Raw genomic sequence first — 22,099 nt, 5'->3', positions numbered from 1 at the left:
GCGTAACAGATGGACAGATGACGTCCGCGAACCGGCATCGCGGAACCGTTCCGCCCCGGCAGAGGCATGGACGAACCGCCGTGCCTGCACTGTTTCAGTCTATGCGGGAAGATCGGATTTGAACGCTTGTTTTCATAAAAAAACAACCCTGTTATTCATAAAAAAGCCGAAACAACGGGGTTGACAGGCATGGAAAGCTAAAAGCCTTTACATGTAAAACCCTTCTGATTGTTCCAATCCCTCGAACTGCATATTGTAATACCGGGCATAGATTCCGCCGCTTTTGAGGAGGTCTTTATGGGTACCGCGTTCCACAATGCCCGCGTCGGTAATAACAACGATCTCATCCGCGTGTTCGATGGTGCTCAAGCGGTGAGCGATGACAATGGTGGTACGGTTTTGCGAGAGTTTTTCCAGTGATTGCTGGATGTGCCGCTCACTCTCGTTATCCAGCGCCGACGTAGCCTCATCCAGGATCAGAATCGGCGGGTTCTTCAAAAAGACCCGCGCAACCGAAATGCGCTGCTTCTGCCCGCCCGAAAGCCGCACGCCGCGCTCGCCCACATAGGTATCGTATCCATCTGGCAGGGAGAGGATGAAGTCGTGGATATTGGCGTTTTTGGCGGCCTCTTCGATTTCCGCATCGCCCGCCTCCGGATCGCCGTAGGCAATGTTTTCACGGATGGAGCCCGCAAAGAGATATACATCCTGCTGCACCATGCCGATTGCATTGCGAAGCGACGACAAGGTGATATCGCGGATATCGGTACCGTCGATGGTGATGCGGCCACCGCTTACCTCATAAAAGCGGGGCAGCAGAGAGCAGAGGGTCGTTTTCCCGCCGCCCGAAGGTCCGACCAGTGCGATGGTGCGCCCTGCCGGGATGCGGATGTTGATGTCCTCCAGCACATTGCCTTCTTTTTGATGATAGGCAAAGGACACGTGACGGTATTCGATATCGCCTTTTACATGTGTCAACGGCTTCGCATCGGGCTTTTGGACGATCTCCGGCTCAGTTTCCACCACGCCCAGAAATCGCTTGAACCCTGCGTAGCCTTTCTGGAACTGCTCGGTAAAATTGATGAGCAGCTCCATGGGGTTGGTATAGATGTTGATATACAGGATATAGATGGGGAGGTCGGAGATGCGCAGGGTGTGGTTGACAATGGAAAAACCGCCTGCCGCCAGAACCACGATGTATAACAGGCCCTCGAAGAATTCATTGCCCGCGAAAAAGCGCCCCATGGAGTGATAGCTGTCGGACTTGGAAAGGAAGAAATGGTCGTTGCTCTCGTCAAACTTGCGTTTTTCGATCTCTTCATTGGCGAAGGATTTGACTACGCGGATACCGGACAGACTGTCTTGCACCCGCGCGTTAATGCCGGAAATCTTCACACGGTTGTCGTAAAAGACCGCACGCATTTTCCGGTTTTGGTCAAAGGAATAGATCAGCATCAGCACCGTGACAACCATAAGGATGAGTGTCATCGGCACATTGATGGTGAGCAGAATAACGAATGCCCCCGCCATTTTCAGCAGCGAAATGAACAGGTTCTCGGGGCCGTGATGGGCAAGCTCCGAAATGTCGAACAGGTCGGAAACCAGTTTGGAAATCATGTCCCCGGTATTGTTGCGGTCGTAATAGGAAAAGGACAGGCGCTGTAAATGGTAAAACAGGTCGCGCCGCATGTCGCTTTCCATCCGCGCCCCCATGATGTGCCCCCAGGAGGTGATGTAGTACTGGCAAAAATAACGCAGGACATACATGCCCAGCAATGCCGCACACACAATGGCAATCGTGTGCAGGATCTGATCCGGGCTTTTATTGAAAATATTGCGGGCCAGATAGCTGAGGATCAACGGAAACGCCAGATCCACAGACGAGGCCAGTACAGCGCAGAGCATGTCGGTGTAGAAAAGTTTGCGGTAAGGTTTGTAGTAGGATAAAAATTTTTTTAAAACATGCATGGTGTATCCACTTTCTATCTTTCAGTATAAAATCAGCACGGTGGTTCGGCGTCTGCAAAGCGTAGAACGTATTCTTTGCAGCGAAACATCCGTTTGCCGTCAAAACTGGAGTACATCCCGTCGTTTTGATACACAAAGCCCACTTTTCGCATTACATTACCGGAAGCCGTATTTTCAACGGCATGGCAGCAAAAGAGCTGCGACAGACGCAAGGTATGATTTGCAAACTCTACGATGGACCGCGCCGCCTCCGTAGCCAGTCCCTGTTTCCATTGGCTGCGCGCCAGAATATACCCCAGCTCCATCATATCGTGTTTGCGCGTATAGAAAAGTCCGCCGGAACCGATCAGTTCTCCGGCTGTTTTCAGCACGAAGCCCCAATTGTAAGCGGTGTCGCTCATTACGTTTTTTTCTTCTCTGGCAAGCCACGCCCGTGCGTCCTCGACAGTCTGATGAAGTTCCCACCGCATATATTTCGTTGCTTCCCGGTCGCCGGACCAGTTGTGAAACGCCGCGCCGGCATCTGCCGATGTCAGGGGCCGCAGCAGAAGCCGTTCGGTCTCCAGAATCGGTGTTCTCATTTCCAGTTCCTCCCTGCCGGTACTTTAAGCGGGTTTCACCACTCCGGCGGCCGATACACGCGGGCGCGTCGCCTTGTAGACGACCATAATCCGAGTGGTCATAATCGTCGAACAGATTGGGAAGTTCGTATGCTCTCTCAGAATATCGTCCATGGCCGTTCCCCGCTGCTGTCATTCAGTGCCCGTCGAACAGGTCCCGTATTTTTTCTTGGATCGATTCCGTCCGTTTTTTGGTGGCGGCAGTGTCTACGGAAAAAATGCCGTTTGTTTCCGTCAGCACATCGCCCTGTTTCGCCCCTGCGGGCAATCGGTTTCTGGGAACATCGCGCATCACGCCGCTGTCTTCCTCCAGCACGGCTGTTTCACCTTCGAACCGGTCGATGATATATCTCATAACGTGCCCCCCACCTTCAAAGCGCGCTTCCATGTCACTTTTCCGGTCTATTCCCTGCGTCCGTTGTTTTGTCACGCAGCTTTCTCTGTTTGGACCGTGATGGTCTGGCCATCTGTCTGCATCACAATCGTGCCTTGCACATCCGTACGAAAAAGCTGCACGCCCGCGGCTTTCAGCCGGTCAAGCACCGATTGGTTGGGCAGGCCATAGGTGTTGCCTTTTCCCACGCTGATGACGCCGTAGCGTGGTGAAACGGCTTTAAGGAATGCCGATGAGGTTGCCGTTTTGCTGCCGTGGTGGCCCACTTTCAGCACATCGGCGCTTAAATTCTCGCCGGTGGCCAGCATATCGGCCTCGGCAGTGGTCGGTGCATCTCCCGTGAAAAGGAACGACCGATTCTGATATTGCAGTTTGAGTACAATGGACATGTCGTTGGTGTCGCTGTATCCCCGTACCGGGCCCTCGATCGTGAAGGTCGCGCCGCCCAATGTGTACCGGTTGCCCGCTTTGGCACGCAGTACGTTGATATGTTTTTGCTTGATGGACGTGACCAATCGTTCGAAGGTCTGGGTATTGGTGGTGGCATCGGTCATGATCGCGTTCTGCACCGAAAGTTGCTGGACAACTGCGTTCAGTCCGCCCGTGTGGTCTTCGTCCGGGTGGGTCGGCACGATGTATTTCAGCGTCTTGATCCCATAAGATGCGACGTATTGTTCGGCCTTGCCGTTTGAGTCGTTCGGCCCGCCGTCGATCATCATGGATTCGCCGCCGCACCAGATGAATGCACTGTCCCCCTGCCCCACATCGATGAAATGAACGGAAAGACCTTTCAGCGCCGGTTTGGAATCAACCGGATACAGCAGCCCGCCGGTGGCGGAGTTGATTTGATTTGCCGGAGTTTGCAAAAAAAACGGAAGCCCCTGTCTGCCCACCAGATCGGCAAACAGGATGAACAATACGGCGGCTGCGGCAACGATACCGTGCCAAGGTCTCAGTGCCGCTTTTTTTTGGCGCGCCATGGCGGGTTCCCCTTTCCGGATTGTTTCGGGTGTTGATCCGGTTTGCTGCTCGGACCGGAAACCCGCTTTGCCGGAAGCGGCCTGCCCGGCGGGATCAGGCAATCCGATCCGGTGCCGATGAGGTCGCGCCGGCCCGCTTTCAACAGCGCTTTCTCCACCAGTGCGCGGTTTTTAGGGTTAAAATATTGCAGCAAAGCACGCTGCATCGCCTTTTCTTCCGGCGTGCGCGGCACAAAAACCGGTTTTTCGGTATACGGGTCCAGCCCGGTGTAAAACATGCAGGTGGAAATGGTGCCCGGTGTGGGGTAAAAATCCTGCACCTGTTCCGGACGAATGTGTTCACGCTTCAAAAACACGGCGAGTTCCACCGCGTCTTTAAGCGTGCTGCCTGGGTGGGAAGACATCAGGTAGGGCACCAGATACTGCTCCTTGCCCGCTGCCTTGGTCAGCTCATAGAACCGTCTGACGAAAGCGAGGTAGGACTGGATATGTGGTTTTCCCATTTTATCAAGCACGGCGGCGGAGCAATGCTCCGGCGCAACTTTGAGCTGCCCGCTGACATGATGGCGCACCAGTTCTTTGAAAAACTGTTCGTCCTTATCCTGCATGAGATAATCATAGCGAATGCCGGACCGGATAAAGACTCGTTTTACACCCGGCAGTGTGCGCAGTTTACGCAGAATCTGCAGATATTCAGCATGCGATACGACGAGTTGCGTGCAGGGCTTTGGCGCGAGGCATTTTTTCCCTTGCAAAGCCCCACACGCTTCTGTTTTTCGCACGACGGCGCGCGAAAATTAGCCGTTGGACCGCCCACATCATGGATATACCCTTTGAAATCCGGGTGCCGGATCAGTTCTTTTGCTTCCCGCAGCAAAGACGCCTCGCTGCGGCTGGTGACGGCCCGCCCCTGATGAAACGCGATGGAGCAGAAATTGCAGGCGCCAAAACAGCCGCGGTTGTGCGTGATGGAAAACGAAACCTCTTCGATGGCGGGCACGCCCCTCTCCTTGGCATAGGCAGGATGCCAGGTGCGCATGTAGGGCAGTGCGTAGACGCGGTCAAGTTCTGCCGTTTCCAGCGGCAGCGCGGGGCGGTTCTGTGCCAGATATCCGCCCGGATGGCGCTGTGCCAGTGCCTTGCCGCTCACCGCGTCCTGTTCGTCATACTGGATGCGGCAGGCGCGCGCATAGGCTTTTTTGTTGGCGCGTACCTCATCAAACGATGGGCAGAAACGTATCTCGCCTTCCGGTGCTTCTTTCGTGAAATAGCAGGTGCCGCGGATGTCGCGTATGGTGTCGATCTTCTCATGAGCAGCCAGACGTCTGGCGATCTCGACTGTCTGCCGCTCCCCCATGCCGAATATAAGCAGGTCGGCGCCCGCGTCCGGCAGGATGGACGGCAGCACTTTGTCCGCCCAATAATCGTAATGCGCAAAGCGGCGCAGACTGGCCTCCAGCCCGCCTAGAACGACCGGGCAATCGGGATAGGCCTCTTTAATCAAGTGCGTGTAGGCCAGCGCCGCCCGGTCTGGGCGGCGCTGCGGTTTGCCGCCCGGCGAATACAGATCTTCCGCGCGCGGGCGCTTGGCCACGGTGTAATGCGCCACCATGGAGTCGATGTTGCCGCCAGTCACAAAAAAACCATAACGCGGGCGGCCCAGCGCCGTCATGCTTTCGGCGCGATGAAAATCAGGCTGTGCCAGAACGCCGACATGAAACCCTTCCGCTTCCAGCACCCGCGAAATGATCGCAATGCCAAAACTCGGATGATCGACATACGCGTCTCCCGTCACACAGATAAAATCCAGATAATGCAGGCCGCGCGCCTGCATATCTGCTTTGGAAATGGGTAAAAACATGGCTCTCCTTTGCGACTTTTACGGCTGCTGGTTCATGTTCATCTCGATCCATTGCTGGCGTGAGATCAATACCGTGCGGGGTTTGCTGCCCTCAAGCGGGCCTACGATCCCGCGAGCCTCCATCTCATCCACAATGCGCGCCGCCCGCGCGTAGCCAAGTTTTAGCCTGCGCTGGAGCAGAGACGTGGAGGCCATGCCTGCTTCCACTACGCATTCGATGGCCTGCGGCAGCATGGCGTCTGCTTCCTCGGGTTGTGAGGCGTCATCGGTTCGTTCCCTGGCTGCCTGTTTTTCGATTTCGTCCAGCACCGCATCGTCATAATCAGGCGAAGCGCTCTGTTTGACGAAATCGACCACTTGTTCCACTTCGTCATCGGACACAAAGCATCCCTGCACCCGCATGGGTTTGGACGCGCCGATGGGCAGGAACAGCATGTCACCGCGCCCCAGCAGTTTTTCCGCGCCGCCCATATCCAGAATAGTCCGGGAATCCACCTGTGAGGAGACCGCAAACGCTATACGCGACGGGATGTTTGCCTTAATGACGCCGGTGATAACGTCCACCGACGGGCGCTGCGTGGCAATAACCAGATGCATGCCTGCCGCACGCGCCATCTGCGCCAGCCGGCAGATCGCGTCTTCCACATCTTTGGAGGCGACCATCATCAGATCGGACAATTCGTCGATGATGATGACAATCTGAGGCATGGTGTCCAGCCCTTCCGTACGTCTGGCCAGCGCGTTGTAGCCGTGCAGATCGCGCACATTGTTGTCCGCGAATATTTTATACCGGTTGAGCATTTCGGTGACGGCCCAGTTGAGCGCGCCCGCTGCCTTGCGCGGGTCGGTCACCACCGGTACCAGCAAATGTGGGATACCGTTGTAGATGCCGAGCTCTACCACTTTCGGGTCCACCAGCAGAAGCTTGACATCTTTGGGAGCAGCCTTATAGAGCAGGCTGATGATGATGGAATTGATGCAGACCGATTTGCCTGAACCGGTCGCGCCCGCGATGAGCAGATGGGGCATCTTGCCGATGTCCGCCACGGTGCTGTTGCCTGCGATGTCGTTGCCGAGCGCGATAGTCAGGCGGCTCTGCGCGTTGACAAATTCTCCAGATTCCAGAATCTGCCGAATATGCACGATACTGACGTTTTTGTTGGGCACCTCGATGCCTACGGCGGATTTATTCGGAATGGGTGCTTCAATACGCACACCCGCCGCCGCAAGATTGAGCGCGATGTCGTCTGCCAGCGAGGTGATACGGCTGATCTTCACACCCGCGGAGGGCTGTATCTCATAGCGCGTTACAGTCGGGCCGCGGCAAATGTCGGTGATACGGGTCTCCACGCCGAAACTGCGCAGCGTTTCTACAAGCCGTTCGGCGTTCTCTTTCAGTTCCTGCGCCATACCGTGGGTATTGGGCGTGCTGCCGGTTTTCAGCAAGGTAACGGACGGATGCTGATAAGGTATCGGAATATGTGGTTCCTGCGGTTCAGTTTCTGATTTTTCGGGTGCTTTGTCGGGCTTTTCCATGGTGGAAGCGGCGGGTGCGGCATGCGGTTTCTCCGGCTGTTCCGGATTCGCTTCCGGCCGGTCTCCGAGTTTGGCAATCTTACCGACCAGTTCGTCCAGCCCCGCGATGGATTTTTCGGTTTTTGACGCGGCATCCGAATCGGTCAGCGGCAGATCGATCTGCGCAGGTTTCCTCTTGCGGGCCGCTGTGTCGCCGGAAGCCTGGGCGCGGGCGGCAGCATATGCGGCCTGTAACGACCGGCGCCGTTCATTCGCCACGCGCAGGGCGCGGATGACATGCAGGATGGTCAGCCCTGTCAAAAGGAAAAAATCCGCGACAGCGAGGATGATAAGCGTAGCGGCGGCACCCGCTTTACCGAAAATCATATAAAGCGGCGCGCCGACCAAACCGCCGAACAGACCACCGGAATGTAAGCGGACACCGCTGTCATATAGTGTATAGAGTCCGGGAAACCCGCCGAATGAAAAGATATGTACGGTGCCGCAGATGAGCAGAAGAAAGAGAATCGCCTCAAGCAGGCGGATACGCACGGACGTAAGCGGCTTGTCCAGCGCCACGGCAACCGCCACATAGGCGCAGAGCGGCGGGAGCGCATAGGCAAGCGGCCCGAGCAGACCAAACAACAGCCGATGAAGCATAAGCCAGACATGCGTACCGGGCAGGAACGCCAGCGCCGCTAGCAACAGCGCTGCCGCCATCAGCAGGATCGCTGCGAACTGGTGTGTCTGTGCCGACTGCTTTGCCCGTTTTGAATTGGATTTTGTACGTGTACGCGGTCGGCTTTGTTTTTTCGCAGGCGCTCTGCGCTTTTGGGTGGTGCTTGTCCTGGCAGCCATCTGCCTCCCCCTTTCTTCCGGATGCCCGGCCCGCAGTGCTTATGGTCGCATCTACCGGGATCATGTAAAAAAGCGCGGATACACCGAACACCGCATTCAGGTCTATCCGCGCACCGCACTCGGCAAAACGGTCTGTTGTTTATGAGAACAAACTGCAAATACACGATACAGCAGTTGCCGATTCAGTTTTTATTGTACCGTTCGGGCTCTTAAATGTCAACCTTTGGGAAACCACGGTGCGCCGGGTGCATAGTCTGCCCGCAGATAAGCAGACGGATCGGTAGAAATCAACCGGGCCACGCGGGGTACGCCACCATCCCGCGTCCATTCCACAAATCCGCCGTTTATCGCGGATATCCCCTGTTGCGCCGGGCTATCTGTTTCCTCCTGTACCTCTCCGAAAATGGCGTCATAAGGCATGACCGTATACAGCAGCATTCTCAATCCCCCCTGGCCTGTTCCTTGTGTTTGCGGCTCCGGCGGCCGGTTATGCGAGCCGAAGCCGTTGCCGATTCGGCTGCACCGGCAGCCGGGTCGTGCACGTGTTCTTTGGAGTGCTTTTTCGGCGGCTCTTTTTCCGCATCTTCCGCCTGGTTTTTACCGGTTCCTTTGGGGAAAGTCCGTCCTGTTTCCTCAATCATACGATATAAACAGGAAATGGCGTCGGAGAGACCGCCGGTATGGTCGATCAGCCCCTCCCGGACGGCTTCCTCCCCCTCCAGCACGGTGCCCACATCCAGCACCAGTTCACCCGTATGCATCATCAGTTCTTTAAAGCGTTCCGGCGCAATATGGGAATTCTGTGCCACAAATTTCCCAATCCTGTCCTGCATCTTGTCAAAATAACTGAGTGTCTGCGGCACACCTACTACGATGCCGTTCATACGCACGGGATGTATGGTCATCGTGGCGGTGGGCGCAATGAACGATTCGCTCGCACAGATGGCCAGCGGGACACCGATGGAGTGCCCCCCGCCAAGTACCAAAGACACCGTGGGCTTTTTCATACCGGAGATCAGCTCCGCAATGGCAAGCCCCGCTTCCACATCACCGCCCACCGTGTTCAACACAATGAGCAGACCTTCTATGCGGGGGTCTTCTTCTACCGCCACGATCTGCGGGATGACGTGTTCATATTTGGTGGTTTTGTTCTGGGGCGGCAGGATGAAATGCCCTTCCACCTGTCCGATGATCGTCAGACAATGGATGATATGATCTCCATTGGACATCGTGACCGACCCGGTCTCGACGATCTGGCGGGTACGCTGATCCAACTGATCGCTTTCGGGGGAATCGTCCCCGTTGCCGCCGTCCTCATTGCCGCCCTGCACTTCCGGAGGAAATCCCTGTGCTTTGGGCTGCTTTTTATCGTGTTCTGCGTCCTGTTTTTTATTGGCCATGTCCGTTTCCCTTCACAAAGCAATACCGCGGTCTGCTGGACCGCGATACTAGTATGGCCGGAAAGCGGACGCTTATGCCGTTGGGCAGTGCCTGCTTAACTCAATGAACCGGTACGGTTTTATGGACGGGCACGTTTTGACTGGATGTTCGCGGGTGTGCTTTTTCCGCACTCAGGCGCGCATTGGCAAGCATCAGTTTGATGCGGTTTTCCTGATTGACGCGTGTGGCGCTGGGGTCATAATCAATGGCAACGATGTTGGCCTGTGGGTTGTTCTGCTTGATTTTCCGGATCATGCCCTTGCCGACGATGTGATTGGGCAGGCAACCGAACGGCTGTGTGCAGACCACGTTTTCAGTACCGGAGGTGACCAGCTCCAGCATTTCACCGGTGAGGAGCCAACCTTCGCCCATCTTATTGCCGTATCCCAGATACCCTTTGACCAGTTCCTTGATGTGTGCAAACGTCGCAGGCGTGCGGAATCCAGGGTGCTTGGCCACCACGTTGATGAGGTCGCGCTGTTTTTTCGCGCAAATGTCCTCAAAAATTTTCATAGCAACCCGTTTGATCGGGTTGCCGCCGTAAATGCGGCAGTCCTCCAAGCGGTTATCCACCTTGAAAATCACAAAATCCAGCAGACCGGGAACCACGGTCTCCACACCCTCGTCCTGCAGGAACCGTTCCAGATTATTATTGCCCAGTGGTGCGTATTTTACATAGATTTCTCCGACAACGCCCACGCGGATTTTTTTCTCCGACCGTAAGGGTAGCGCCGCAAATTCCACCGCGATCTTCTCCATGTTCGCGCGCACATGCTTATATCTGAGGTTGGCAGACTGCTTGTATTCCTCTGTCAGACGATTGATCCAAGTCTGCACCAGTTTATCGGTCGCCCCGGCATCTACCTCATAAGGGCGGCACTGGTTGGCGAGAAGCATGATGAGATCACCGTACAACAGGCTGTAGATGAGCCGTTTGGCCACGCGCAGATTAAGCGAAAACCCCGGATTTTTTTCCAAACCGGAGAGATTGAGCGAAATGACCGGCACTTTGTCATAGCCGCTGTGGACGAGCGCCTTGCGCAGCAGGTGGATATAGTTGGACGCTCGGCATCCGCCGCCGGTCTGCGTGATGAGCAGGGCGGTCTTATCGGGGTCGTATTTGCCGCTTTTGAGCGCGTCGATGAATTGCCCGATGACCAGAAGCGCCGGGTAGCAGGTGTCGTTGTGCACGTTTTTCACGCCTTCGTCCACGATGGAACGGTGGGTGGTCGTCAGCAGTTCCACACGATACCCTTCCAGTTTAAGGCTGTTGGCCATCAGTGTGAAATGGATGGGCAGCATCATCGGCAGCAGGATGGTATATTCCTCTTTCATCTCTTTGGTAAAAAGAAGACGGCCGTCTTTTGCATAGTTCAGTTCAGCCATAATTCTTCTCCTTATTGCGGGATTCCATCGCCGCCAGCAGGCTGCGGATACGGATCTTCACCGCGCCGAGATTGTCGATTTCGTCTATTTTGATCTGCGTGTAGAGCTTGCTGCCCTCCTCGCAGATGGAGCGTACCTCATCGGTGGTAATGGCATCGATGCCGCAGCCGAACGATACCAACTGCACCAGTTGTGCTTCCGGTCGGGTGGTGACGTATTTTGCTGCCGCATACAGCCTGGCGTGGTAGGTCCACTGGTTGAGCACTTTTACGCGCGGCGCTTCCACATAATCGGCCACCGCGTCCTCGGTCACGATGACCAACCCATAGGAGGAAATCAGGCGGTTGATGCCATGATTGATCTCCGGATCCACATGATAGGGGCGCCCCGCCAGCACGATGACATACTTGCCGTGTGCCCGCGCAAAATCCAGTGCCCGCGCGCCGTATGCCTTGATATCGTCTTCATAATCCCGATAAGCGGCATAGGCGGCGTCCACCGCTTTCCGCGTTTCCCGTTCCGGCACATCGAACTCTTTTTTGAAAAATGCCGCGGCACGTTTTTTAAAATCACGCGGGCGGTCCAGCCCGAAATACGGGGTGAGGTACCGCACGCTGTGCAGACGATCCACATTGGCGGCGATGAGTTCCGGATAATAGGCGACCACCGGGCAGTTGTAATGGTTGTCGGAGCGGCTCTCATCAAAATTGTAGGACATGCAGGGATAAAAAATTGTGTCCACCCCTGCGTCCAACAGGGCTTCCATATGCCCATGCACCAGTTTGGCCGGATAGCAGACGGTATCGGACGGAATGGTGTACTGCCCCTGAGTATACAGGGCGCGGGAAGACGCCGGTGAGCGCACCACCTCGAATTCAAGCTCCGTCAGCAGGGTATGCCAGAACGGAAGGTTTTCATACATGTTCAGTACCATCGGCAGGCCGATTTTGCCGCGCGGCCCCGCGACCGGCTGGTACGACATCAGTTTGTCATATTTATATTGGAACATGTCCGGCAGTTCCTCGACGGTTTTGTGACCGGTTGGACGGTCGCAACGGTTGCCGCTGATGAACCGCCGCCCATTGTCGAACACGTTGATGGTGAGGGTGCAGTGGTTGGTGCATAGCCCGCAGGTGGCCGTGCGGGTCTCGTGGGTGAAAGCGGACAGCGCTTCCGCCGAAAGTAGGTTGGAGACCCCGCTCCCCTGCTCCTGTGCAAACAGGGCCGCGCCGTATGCGCCCATCAGGCCGGAGATGGCCGGGCGGGTTACTTCCAGCCCCATCTCCTTTTCAAATGCACGCAGCACAGCGTCGTTGTAAAATGTACCGCCCTGCACCACGATATGTGAGCCGAGCGATTTGGCGTCGGCGGCACGGATAACCTTATACAGCGCGTTCTTGACTACGCTCATGGAGATACCGGCGGAGATATCATCCACGCCCGCGCCGTCTTTCTGTGCTTGCTTGACGGACGAGTTCATAAAAACAGTGCAGCGAGATCCCAGATCAACCGGATGTTCCGCAAAAAGGCCCAGTTTCGCAAAATCCGCCACGGTGTATCCGAGCGCCATCGCAAAGGTTTCGATAAACGAGCCGCAGCCGGACGAGCAGGCTTCATTAAGCATAATGGAGTCCACGGCGCCGCCGCGGATCTTAAAGCATTTTACATCTTGTCCGCCGATATCCAGAATAAAATCGACTTGCGGCTCGAAATGGCGCGCGGCGTAAAAATGAGCCACCGTTTCCACCAGGCCGAAATCCACACCAAACGCGCTGCGGATGAGGTCTTCGCCATAACCGGTGACGGCGCTGCCCGCAATGCGCACACGGTCCCCGCAGAGGTCGTAGATTTTTTCCAGCTGTGCTTTGACAATATCCACCGTGTTGCCGCGGCTGGGTGCATAGAAGCTGTAAAGCAATTCGCCTTTACCGGTAATCAGCGCGACCTTGAGGGTGGTGCTGCCCGCGTCTATGCCCAGATACGCCTTGCCCCGATAAGCCGAGAGGTCGGCTTCTTCCACTTTGGACGTGCTGTGGCGCTCCGCAAACTGCGCATATTCCGCCTGCGAACGGAAAAGCGGTTCCAGTACATGGGTGGTGCTGCGCAGGCTTTTTGCCGTTTGCAGTTTTTTCAGCAGCAGGTCAAACGGCATCACATCGAACTTCTGCGCATACAGTGCGGCGCCGAGTGCGACAAAATAAGCCGCTTCTTTTGGAAACAGCGCATTTTCAGGCGAAAGGTGCAGCGTTTTCACAAAGCGCTCCCGCAAAGTACTGAAAAAGGAAAGCGGACCGCCAAGGAAGGCCACGCGGCCTTCGATCTTACGCCCCTGCGCCAGCCCGGCCACCGTCTGTTCCACGACCGCCTGAAAGACGGACGCGGCGATATCCTCCCGTCTGGCACCCTGGTTGAGCAGCGGCTGGATGTCGGATTTGGCAAACACCCCGCAGCGCGAGGCGATGGCATAGATTTTTTCATGTTTGGCGGCCAGCGCATCCATATCCTCGGTGCGCACACCGAGCAGCGTTGCCATCTGGTCGATGAACGCGCCGGTGCCGCCTGCGCAAGAGCCGTTCATGCGCTCTTCCAGGCCGCCGGTGAGGAAAATGATTTTGGCGTCCTCGCCGCCGAGTTCGATGACGGCATCCGTTTCCGGCAGATACCGTTCCACAGCTCCGGCGGTTGCGAAGACCTCCTGCACAAACTCCAATCCGCAGGCTTTGGCAACGCCAAGACCGGCGGAGCCGGTAACTGCGATGTGGACTTCCTCGCCATTGTATGTGTCGGCGATGGAAGCAAGCACTTCGGATGTTTTTTCACGCACACGTGAAAAATGACGCTGATATGATTGGAAAACAATATCCTGCTTTTCATTCAGCACCACCACTTTCACCGTGGTGGAGCCAATATCGATCCCGATAGAATAACTCATGGTTTCCTCCGGCGCGCGTTCTTTATCCGCGCACCTGACATGCAGACAGACTTCTAACCCTATTGATTTCATTATAACACGGTCGGGGAAACTGTCAATCGGCAGAATCACGGAAAAAGCGAAGGCGTCTTGCGGTCGTTTGCATCCTTCTCCGTGTGTGAATGAATTGACAATCTTATATGATTGATTTAAAATGTAAAAATACAGGTGAACTGCCTGTTTGAGCGGCAGTGCCGAACGATTTGCCACCGCTCCTCTAGTCTTGTGAAAACATGCACATAAAAACGGTGGATAACCGAAAGGAGATGCGCATTTTGGGTTACACCCTTGCACAGAAAATCATCAAACAGCATTTGGTTTCGGGTGACATGACGCCCGGCACGGAGATTGGTCTGAAAATTGATCAGACGCTCACGCAGGATGCCACCGGCACCATGGCATATCTGCAATTTGAAGCACTTGGTATTTCCCGGGTAAAAACTGAAAAATCCGTCGCATATATCGATCACAACACGCTGCAGACCGGCTTTGAAAATGCCGACGACCACCGCTATATCCAGACGGTGGCCAAAAAGCACGGCATCACGTTTTCACGGCCTGGCAACGGCATCTGCCACCAGCTGCACCTGGAGCGTTTCGGCAAACCGGGTAAAACGCTGATCGGTTCCGATTCCCACACCCCCACCGCCGGCGGCATCGGTATGCTGGCCATGGGCGCCGGCGGCCTGGACGTGGCGGTGGCCATGGGCGGCGGCGCGTATTACATTCCCATGCCCAAGATGGTAAAGGTGCGCCTGAACGGCCGCCTGCGCTCGTGGGTCTCCGCCAAGGACATCATTCTGGAGGTCTTGCGCCTGCTCACCGTGAAAGGCGGCGTGGGCAAGATCATCGAATACGGTGGCGAAGGCATTTCCGGCCTTTCGGTGCCGCAGCGCGCCACCATCTGCAACATGGGTGCGGAGCTCGGTGCTTCCACCTCCATCTTTCCGTCCGATGACGTCACACTCGCGTTTCTCAAGGCGCAAAACCGCGAGGCCGACTGGGTTGAGATCCTGCCCGACGGCGACGCGAAATATGACGAGACCATCGAGATCAACCTCTGCGAGCTCGAGCCGCTGGCCGCCAAACCGCATATGCCGGACAATGTGGATACCGTCAAAAACATCGGGCCGATCAAGGTCGACCAGGTCTGCATCGGTTCCTGCACCAACTCTTCCTTGTTGGATTTGATGCGGGTAGCTACCATCCTGCGTGGCAATAAGGTCCATCCCAATGTGAGCCTGTCCATCGCACCCGGTTCCAAGCAGGTGTTCACTATGATCGCCCGCAACGGCGCGCTTGCCGACCTCATCGCGGCCGGCGCCCGCATTCTGGAATGCGCCTGCGGCCCCTGCATCGGCATGGGCCAGTCACCGAATTCCAGCGGCGTTTCCCTGCGTACCTTCAACCGTAATTTTGAGGGGCGCAGCGGCACTGCGGACGCGAAAGTCTATCTGGTCAGCCCGGAAACGGCCGCCGCTTCGGCCATTACCGGTGTGCTGACCGATCCGCGCGGACTTGGGAGCGAGCCCGATATTCGCCTGCCGGAGACATTCCTCATCAACGACAATATGTTTGAACTGCCCGCCGATGAAGAAACGGCGAAAAAGCTGGACGTGGTCCGCGGTCCGAACATCAAGCCGTTTCCGCTGAACGTTGCGCTGCCGGAAAGCATTGAGGCGAAGTGTCTGCTGAAAGTTGGCGACAACATCACCACCGATCATATCATGCCTGCGGGCTCCAAAATCCTCCCCTATCGTTCCAACATCCCCAAGATTTCAACCTTCTGCTTTGTGCGCTGCGATCCGGATTTCCCGGAACGTGCCCAAAAAGAAGGCAAGGGCATTATCGTCGGGGGCGCGAACTACGGGCAGGGTTCCTCGCGTGAACACGCCGCGCTGGCGCCGCTCTATCTTGGTGTCAAGGCCGTGGTCGCCAAATCATTTGCGCGCATCCATTATGCCAATTTGGTCAACAACGGCATTCTGCCGTTGATCTTCCAGAACCCTGACGACTACGACAAGATCCATTTTGAAGATGAGCTGGCGCTGCCGTATGTCCACAAAGAGGTCGAGGCGGGCGCACAGACTGTGACGCTGCTCAATAAGACCACAGGCGACGCCATCCTCACCCGCTGCGATATCTCGGATCGCCAGCGCGACATGTTGCTTGCCGGCGGCCTCATCAATTATACCAAACAGCAGAACGCCTGATAAAAAACCGGCTTTGCCGGATAGAGGATATGGAGGACAGGATTTTTATGAATGAAGCGCTCAAGCCGCAACTGGAAGCCTTTGAAAAACTGATGAAATCTCAACTGGCCCGTGTGGAGGCCATGAAAGCACAAGGGAATTTCCTTGATTACGCCGCGCTCAAGCCCATCGTTATCGGCATCTGCGGGGGCGACGGCATCGGCCCGGTTATCACGCACGAATCGGCCCGCGTGCTCAAGCATTTGTTGGCCGACGAAGTCAAAAGCGGCAAGATCGTGTTTAAGGACATCGACGGTCTCACTATCGAAAACCGTGCCAAAGCCGGGAAAGCCATTCCGGACGATGTGCTGGCTGAGCTGAAAACCTGCCATGTTATCCTCAAAGGCCCGACCACGACCCCGCGCGCGGGCGACCCATGGCCGAACATTGAAAGCGCCAACGTGGCCATGCGCAAGGAACTCGACCTGTTTGCCAACGTGCGCCCCGTCAAAGTGCCCGCGCAGGGCATCGACTGGACCTTCTTCCGGGAAAACACCGAGGGCTCCTATACACTGGGCAGCAACGGTGTCAACGTCAGCGACGATCTGGCTTTCGATTTCACCGTGACCACCACGCAGGGGACGGAGCGCATTGCCCGTCTGGCTTATGAATTTGCGCGCAAAAATAAGAAAAACCGTGTCTCCATCATCACCAAGGCCAATGTCATTAAGACTACCGACGGCAAATTTCTGCGGCTTTGTCAGGAGATCGGCAAGGACTATCCGGAGATCACGACCGATGACTGGTATATCGACATCACCACGGCAAAACTGATTGACGAAAAGCGCCGCCGCGATTTCAAGGTGTTCGTTCTACCCAATCTTTACGGTGACATCATCACCGACGAGGCCGCGGAATTCCAGGGCGGTGTCGGCACGGCCGGCAGTGCCAACATCGGCAAATGCTACGCCATGTTTGAGGCCATCCACGGTTCCGCACCACGCATGATCAGCGAGGGGCGCGGGCCGTACGCGGATCCCTGCTCCATGCTGCGCGCCACCGTCATGCTCCTTTCGCATATCGGCTACCAGAAACAGGCCGACAAACTGGAACGCGCGCTGGACATCTGCATGTTTGATGAAAAACGCCTGACCGTCACCGGCCGTGCCGACGGTGCGACCTGCGCAGCCTTTGGCGACTATGTACTGGAGACGGCGGAAAAACTTTCGTAACCTGTGGCCGTTTCCGTATTCTGCATGCGTGGCTGCTGTATCCGCCGTTTGGGCAATGCTTTGATATTTTGATTCTGCCTCAACGCTTTGGAGATCAAACAGCCGGCGCATCGCGTCGGCTGTTTGATCTCTTTTGGCACACATCCCGTATACATCAATCCAGGGTTGCCGGTTGTCCGTCATCATATTCTCCGCAGGCAGGGCTCGGATAGTCGGTGTCAGCAAAACCACGGTTTCAAAACATTCCTATCAAGAAAGTTCAGCCGACTGGACAGGACATGCACCCGGATCCAATCGACGGCTTCAATATAAAGTGAGGTGCCCGCCCGTGTTAAAACGAGAAAATGTTTCCCTTTCCGTCATCCGGCGTCTGCCGCGTTATCACCGTTTTTTGGCCGATCTGATGAGAACCGGCACTACCCGCATATCTTCCAAAGAGCTCAGCCGGCGCATGGGGCTCACGGCTTCGCAGATTCGGCAGGACCTCAACTGCTTTGGCGGGTTCGGGCAGCAGGGATACGGCTATAACGTCGAGCAGCTCCACCGGGAGATCGGCCTGATCTTGGGCCTGGATAAACAGTATCCGGCCATTCTCGTCGGGGCTGGCAATATCGGCCGGGCCATCGCGCTCAACTTTGATTTTTCCCAGATGGGCTTTGATCTGATTGGCATATTCGACATCGACCCTTCCATCATCGGGATGCAGATCGGCAGCCTGAAAGTGGAAGACGCCGCCGGTATTGATGCATTCTGCCGGGAACATCATCCACGGGTCGCGGTGCTGACCGTTCCCCGCTCCGCCGCGGAGCAAATGGCGGAACAATTGATTCATCTGGGCGTATCCGGTTTCTGGAATTTCAGCCATTATGATTTTTCAGTCAAATATCCGGGTGTACTCGTCGAAAACGTGCACCTGAGTGACAGCCTGATGACATTGTGCTACATGGTAAGGGATTTATCCGAAAAAGAAACACGGGACAATTGAACTGCTTTGATACCGTCATGACCATTCGGCTCGTTGCACGGAAACGACAAATCAAACGGGACATGACGTCATCGTTTTATAATATTTGACAAATTGCACAGCATTCACTTGCAACTTGCAAAAAAGTATCGTATAATAATATTGATAATATTTTAACAATATTGCTTAAGGGGGCAATTTGATGGCAACCGAAACAAAAGAAGTCGCCCAGGAAGCGCAGAAACCCGACGTCAAACAAATGATTGACGAACTGGTGGCAAAAGCGCAGAAAGCTCTGGACGAGTTTTCTACCTTCAACCAGGAGCAGGTTGACAAAATCGTCCATGCCATGGCACTTGCGGCGCTGGATAAGCATATGTATCTGGCTAAACTCGCCGTGGAAGAAACCGGACGCGGTATTTACGAAGACAAGATTACCAAAAACCTGTACGCAAGCGAATATATCTGGCATGACATCAAATATGCAAAGACCGTCGGCGTCATCGACGAAAACGAGATGGAAGAATATGTGGATATCGCCGAGCCTGTCGGTATCATCGCGGGCGTTACCCCGGTAACCAACCCCACCTCCACCACCATCTTTAAATCCCTCATCTCCGTCAAAACCCGCAACCCCATCATTTTCGGTTTCCATCCCGCTGCCCAGAAATGCTGCGCGGAAACGGCCCGCATTCTGAATGAGGCGGCTGTGGCTGCCGGTGCCCCCGAAAACATTGTGCAGTTCATCCCCCATCCTTCCATCGAAGCGACCAATGCGTTGATGAATCATCCCGGTGTCGCCACGATTCTGGCGACCGGCGGCCCCGGCATGGTCAAGGCTGCGTATTCCTGCGGCAAACCGGCGCTGGGTGTCGGCCCCGGCAACGTCCCCTGCTATGTCGAAAAAACAGCGAAACTCCGCCGTGCCTGCCATGATCTCATCCTTTCCAAAACGTTCGACAACGGCATGATCTGCGCTTCCGAACAGGCTGCGATTGTGGATAAAGAAATCGCGGCGGATTTTGAAAAGATCATGAAAGCAAACGGCTGCTACTTCACCAATCCGGAAGAAACGGTCAAACTCGGTAAATATGTGATCACCGAGAAAATGAGCGTGAATCCCCCGGTCGTCGGCCAGTCCGCTGTCTGGATCGCCGAGCAGGCCGGCATCAAAGTACCTGCCGACACCAAGGTCATTCTTGCCAAACTTGACAAGGTCGATTTTGATGTGCCGCTGGCTCACGAAAAACTTTCTCCGGTGCTTGGTTATTATATCGCCAACAGCACGGAGGATGCTTTCAAAGCTGCGCTTCGCATGCTGGAAATCGGCGGTCTGGGTCACTCTGCAGCCATCCACTCCACCGATAACGACATCATCATGAAATACGGCGAAGCCATGAAGGTCGGCCGTGTGCTGGTCAACAGCCCGTCTTCTCAGGGCGGTATCGGCGATATCTACAACACCAATATTCCTTCCCTTACCCTTGGCTGCGGCTCCTATGGCCACAACTCTGTTTCGCAGAACGTCAGTGCGGTCAACCTGATCAACAAAAAGCGCATTGCCAAGAGGAGAGTCAACATGCAGTGGTTTAAAGTGCCGCCGAAGATTTACTTCGAGTTCGATGCGATTCAGTACCTGGAGAAAATGCCGAACATCTCCCGTGCATTCATCGTCACCGACCCTGTAATGGTCAAGCTCGGAAATGTGGATAAGGTTCTTTATTATCTCCGCAAACGCAAAGAGTATTGCCACAGTGAGATTTTCTCCGAAGTTGAGCCCGACCCGTCTTTTGAAACGGTTATGCGCGGCGTGGAAATGATGAAGAAATTTGAGCCGGATGTCATCATCGCACTCGGCGGCGGTTCTTCCATGGATGCCGCGAAGGGCATGTGGCTCTTCTATGAGCATCCGGACTTTGATTTCAAAGGCGCACATGAGAAATTCATGGATATCCGCAAGCGCACTTATCACTTCCCCGAACTGGGCCAGAAATGCCAGATGGTCGCCGTGCCGACTACTTCCGGCACCGGCTCCGAAGTGACGTCTTTTGCGGTCATCACCGACAAGGTCAATAACTTCAAATATCCGCTCGCCGACTATGCGCTCACTCCGAATGTCGCTATCGTTGACCCGCAGTTTGTTATGACCATGCCGAAATCCACCACGGCGGATACCGGTTTGGACGTGCTGACCCACGCCATTGAAGCCTATGTCTCCGTTTTGGCAAACGATTACACTGATGGTCTGGCCCTGAAAGCGATTGAGATCGTCTTCAAATATCTGCCCCGTGCCTATGCGGACGGTGCCAAAGACGGCGAAGCGCGCATGAAAATGCACAACGCTTCCTGCATCGCCGGTATGGCGTTCAGCAATGCGTTCCTTGGCTTGAACCACTCCATGGCGCACAAACTGGGCGGCGAATACCACATTCCGCACGGTCGTGCCAACGCCATTCTGCTTCCCTATGTCGTTGAATACAACGGCAATCCGAAGCCGACCAAATATGCGATCTGGCCGAAATACGAGACTTATCTTGCCCCGCAGCGTTTCCAAGAGATTGCCCGCCATGTCGGCCTGAAGGCAAGCACACCGGAAGAGGGCGTTGCTTCCCTCGTGCAGGCGATTCGCGATTTGATGAAGACCGTCAATGAGCCGATGAGCATTCAAGCCACCGGCGTGCCCGAGAACGTGTTCCTCACCAATCTGGATTCTCTGGCTGATAAAGCGTTTTCCGACCAGTGCACCGGCGCAAATCCGCGTCTGCCGCTCGTCAGCGAGATCGCCGAGCTCTATAAAGCCGCTTATTACGGCAAATAAACTGTTTACCAAGCGCACAATAAAAAAGGGGCCTGCTTTTTGCAGGTCCCTTTTTTATTGTGCGCCACTTCAGCAATCCGTGCCAAACAGAAAATTTCATCCTTTTACGGCCGCTTCGAATACCGCTTCGATTTTTTCCGGACTCGGTATTCCCTCGTGTAGCTTATTTCCGTCTACGTAAAAAGTGGGAACATAATAATAATCGTATTGGTTGGCAATTTCCGGTTGCACCTGCTCGTCGATCACATGAATTTCCAACGCTTTATAAACAGGGTTCTTGTTCTTCAGGTTTTCCATCCATTCAAAGGCACGTTTGCAGTATGGGCATCCCTGCATCGTAAACATGGTGATTTTTTTCATGGCGCGCCCCTCCTTTTATATCCGTTTTATTTCTCAAAAAAACAATTTGTAACGATTACAGTATATTCTGATTTTCCCTCTGCGTCAAGCAAACCGAAGAAGAGCACATGGCGCCCGCGTATAGACCCGTTTGCCGTCAAGCATACTATACAAGAGGTGAAGCAAATGGAAAGCTCCGTATTTAAAATTGACGAACTCTCAGGCAAGCATACACAGAAATTGGTCAAACAGGCACTGGATACACTTCCGGGCGTCACATCCGTCAGCGTCAATCAAGGTACAGACCGCGTTGCGGTAGACTTCGATTCCACCGGTGTGTCGCATCAGAAAATCAAGGAAAAACTGATACAGATGGGGCTTGGCGTTACAGCGGAGGCAAATGCCCAGCGTGACCAACCTGTAAAAGAAAACCATCGCCACAAAAAAGGCAAGCATCCTCTGGCCGGTGATAATCCCAACCAAAACCACAATGTTAAAAAAGAAGCGCAGGGGCCCAATACCAAGCACTGACCGCAAAATGTCCATTCCGTCTGCTCAACG

At 55.1% G+C, this 22,099-nt stretch carries 15 protein-coding genes and 1 pseudogene; 5 read left to right on the top strand and 11 right to left on the bottom strand.

The features are described from left to right. Positions 1-207: 207 nt before the first annotated feature. From ETHHA_RS07065 to ETHHA_RS07020, 10 genes and pseudogenes are all read right to left on the bottom strand, one after another. Positions 208-1,968, bottom strand: a complete 1,761-nt coding sequence (locus tag ETHHA_RS07065) for an ABC transporter ATP-binding protein (protein WP_013485290.1) — start codon at positions 1,966-1,968, stop codon at positions 208-210. A gap of 32 nt (positions 1,969-2,000) precedes the next feature. After that, complete coding sequence (locus ETHHA_RS07060; RefSeq protein WP_013485289.1) at positions 2,001-2,549, bottom strand: GNAT family N-acetyltransferase; 549 nt, start codon at positions 2,547-2,549, stop codon at positions 2,001-2,003. Positions 2,550-2,724: 175 nt separating this feature from the next. Continuing rightward, positions 2,725-2,943: a DUF3006 domain-containing protein gene (locus tag ETHHA_RS07055; RefSeq protein ID WP_013485288.1), complete on the bottom strand. Its 219-nt coding sequence runs from the start codon at positions 2,941-2,943 to the stop codon at positions 2,725-2,727. A gap of 71 nt (positions 2,944-3,014) precedes the next feature. Then, positions 3,015-3,962, bottom strand: a complete 948-nt coding sequence (locus ETHHA_RS07050) for a ComEC/Rec2 family competence protein (protein WP_013485287.1) — start codon at positions 3,960-3,962, stop codon at positions 3,015-3,017. Next, positions 3,935-5,823 (bottom strand): annotated as a pseudogene (locus ETHHA_RS07045) (YgiQ family radical SAM protein). Before ETHHA_RS07045 ends, ETHHA_RS07050 begins: the two are co-directional and overlap by 28 nt. Before the next feature lie 18 nt (positions 5,824-5,841). Further along, positions 5,842-8,196, bottom strand: coding sequence for an FtsK/SpoIIIE family DNA translocase (locus ETHHA_RS07040; RefSeq protein WP_013485286.1), 2,355 nt, complete (start codon positions 8,194-8,196; stop codon positions 5,842-5,844). A 216-nt stretch (positions 8,197-8,412) separates the two neighbouring features. Continuing rightward, complete coding sequence (locus ETHHA_RS07035) at positions 8,413-8,634, bottom strand: YlzJ-like family protein (RefSeq protein ID WP_013485285.1); 222 nt, start codon at positions 8,632-8,634, stop codon at positions 8,413-8,415. Between the two features lie 2 nt (positions 8,635-8,636). Further along, positions 8,637-9,596 carry a ClpP family protease gene (locus ETHHA_RS07030; protein ID WP_013485284.1) on the bottom strand — a complete coding sequence of 320 codons (960 nt, stop codon included), beginning with the start codon at positions 9,594-9,596 and terminating at the stop codon, positions 8,637-8,639. Positions 9,597-9,696: 100 nt separating this feature from the next. Beyond that, positions 9,697-11,022 carry a 2-hydroxyacyl-CoA dehydratase gene (locus tag ETHHA_RS07025; protein WP_013485283.1) on the bottom strand — a complete coding sequence of 442 codons (1,326 nt, stop codon included), beginning with the start codon at positions 11,020-11,022 and terminating at the stop codon, positions 9,697-9,699. After that, positions 11,015-13,954 (bottom strand): acyl-CoA dehydratase activase, encoded by a 2,940-nt coding sequence (locus ETHHA_RS07020; protein WP_013485282.1) that lies wholly within the window; start codon positions 13,952-13,954, stop codon positions 11,015-11,017. Before ETHHA_RS07020 ends, ETHHA_RS07025 begins: the two co-directional genes overlap by 8 nt. A gap of 314 nt (positions 13,955-14,268) precedes the next feature. Between ETHHA_RS07020 and ETHHA_RS07015 the strand changes: the two genes are divergently transcribed. The 4 genes from ETHHA_RS07015 to adhE all read left to right on the top strand — a co-directional run bounded on the left by ETHHA_RS07015 (position 14,269) and on the right by adhE (position 21,199). Continuing rightward, entirely contained in the window at positions 14,269-16,206 is a 1,938-nt protein-coding gene (locus ETHHA_RS07015; protein ID WP_013485281.1) for an aconitate hydratase, read from the top strand. 47 nt (positions 16,207-16,253) lie between these two features. After that, positions 16,254-17,417 (top strand): isocitrate/isopropylmalate family dehydrogenase, encoded by a 1,164-nt coding sequence (locus ETHHA_RS07010; RefSeq protein WP_013485280.1) that lies wholly within the window; start codon positions 16,254-16,256, stop codon positions 17,415-17,417. Positions 17,418-17,745: 328 nt separating this feature from the next. After that, the gene (locus ETHHA_RS07005; RefSeq protein ID WP_013485279.1) at positions 17,746-18,402 is read left to right on the top strand and encodes a redox-sensing transcriptional repressor Rex; all 657 of its coding nucleotides are present in this window, start codon (positions 17,746-17,748) and stop codon (positions 18,400-18,402) included. 181 nt (positions 18,403-18,583) lie between these two features. Continuing rightward, positions 18,584-21,199, top strand: coding sequence for a bifunctional acetaldehyde-CoA/alcohol dehydrogenase (adhE, locus tag ETHHA_RS07000; protein ID WP_013485278.1), 2,616 nt, complete (start codon positions 18,584-18,586; stop codon positions 21,197-21,199). Positions 21,200-21,295: 96 nt separating this feature from the next. Here adhE and ETHHA_RS06995 read toward each other — a convergent pair whose 3' ends face one another. Further along, on the bottom strand, positions 21,296-21,559 hold the full coding sequence (locus tag ETHHA_RS06995) for a glutaredoxin family protein (RefSeq protein WP_013485277.1): 264 nt from the start codon (positions 21,557-21,559) through the stop codon (positions 21,296-21,298). Positions 21,560-21,724: 165 nt separating this feature from the next. Here ETHHA_RS06995 and ETHHA_RS15850 point away from each other — a divergent pair, with 165 nt between their 5' ends. After that, positions 21,725-22,069, top strand: coding sequence for a heavy-metal-associated domain-containing protein (locus ETHHA_RS15850; RefSeq protein WP_013485276.1), 345 nt, complete (start codon positions 21,725-21,727; stop codon positions 22,067-22,069). The last annotated feature ends 30 nt before the right edge of the window (positions 22,070-22,099 follow it).

This window comes from Ethanoligenens harbinense YUAN-3 (assembly GCF_000178115.2).
Taxonomy (GTDB): domain Bacteria; phylum Bacillota; class Clostridia; order Oscillospirales; family Ethanoligenentaceae; genus Ethanoligenens; species Ethanoligenens harbinense.
Note: the sequence above shows the minus strand (reverse complement) of the source record. Positions and strands in the feature narration are given on the sequence as shown.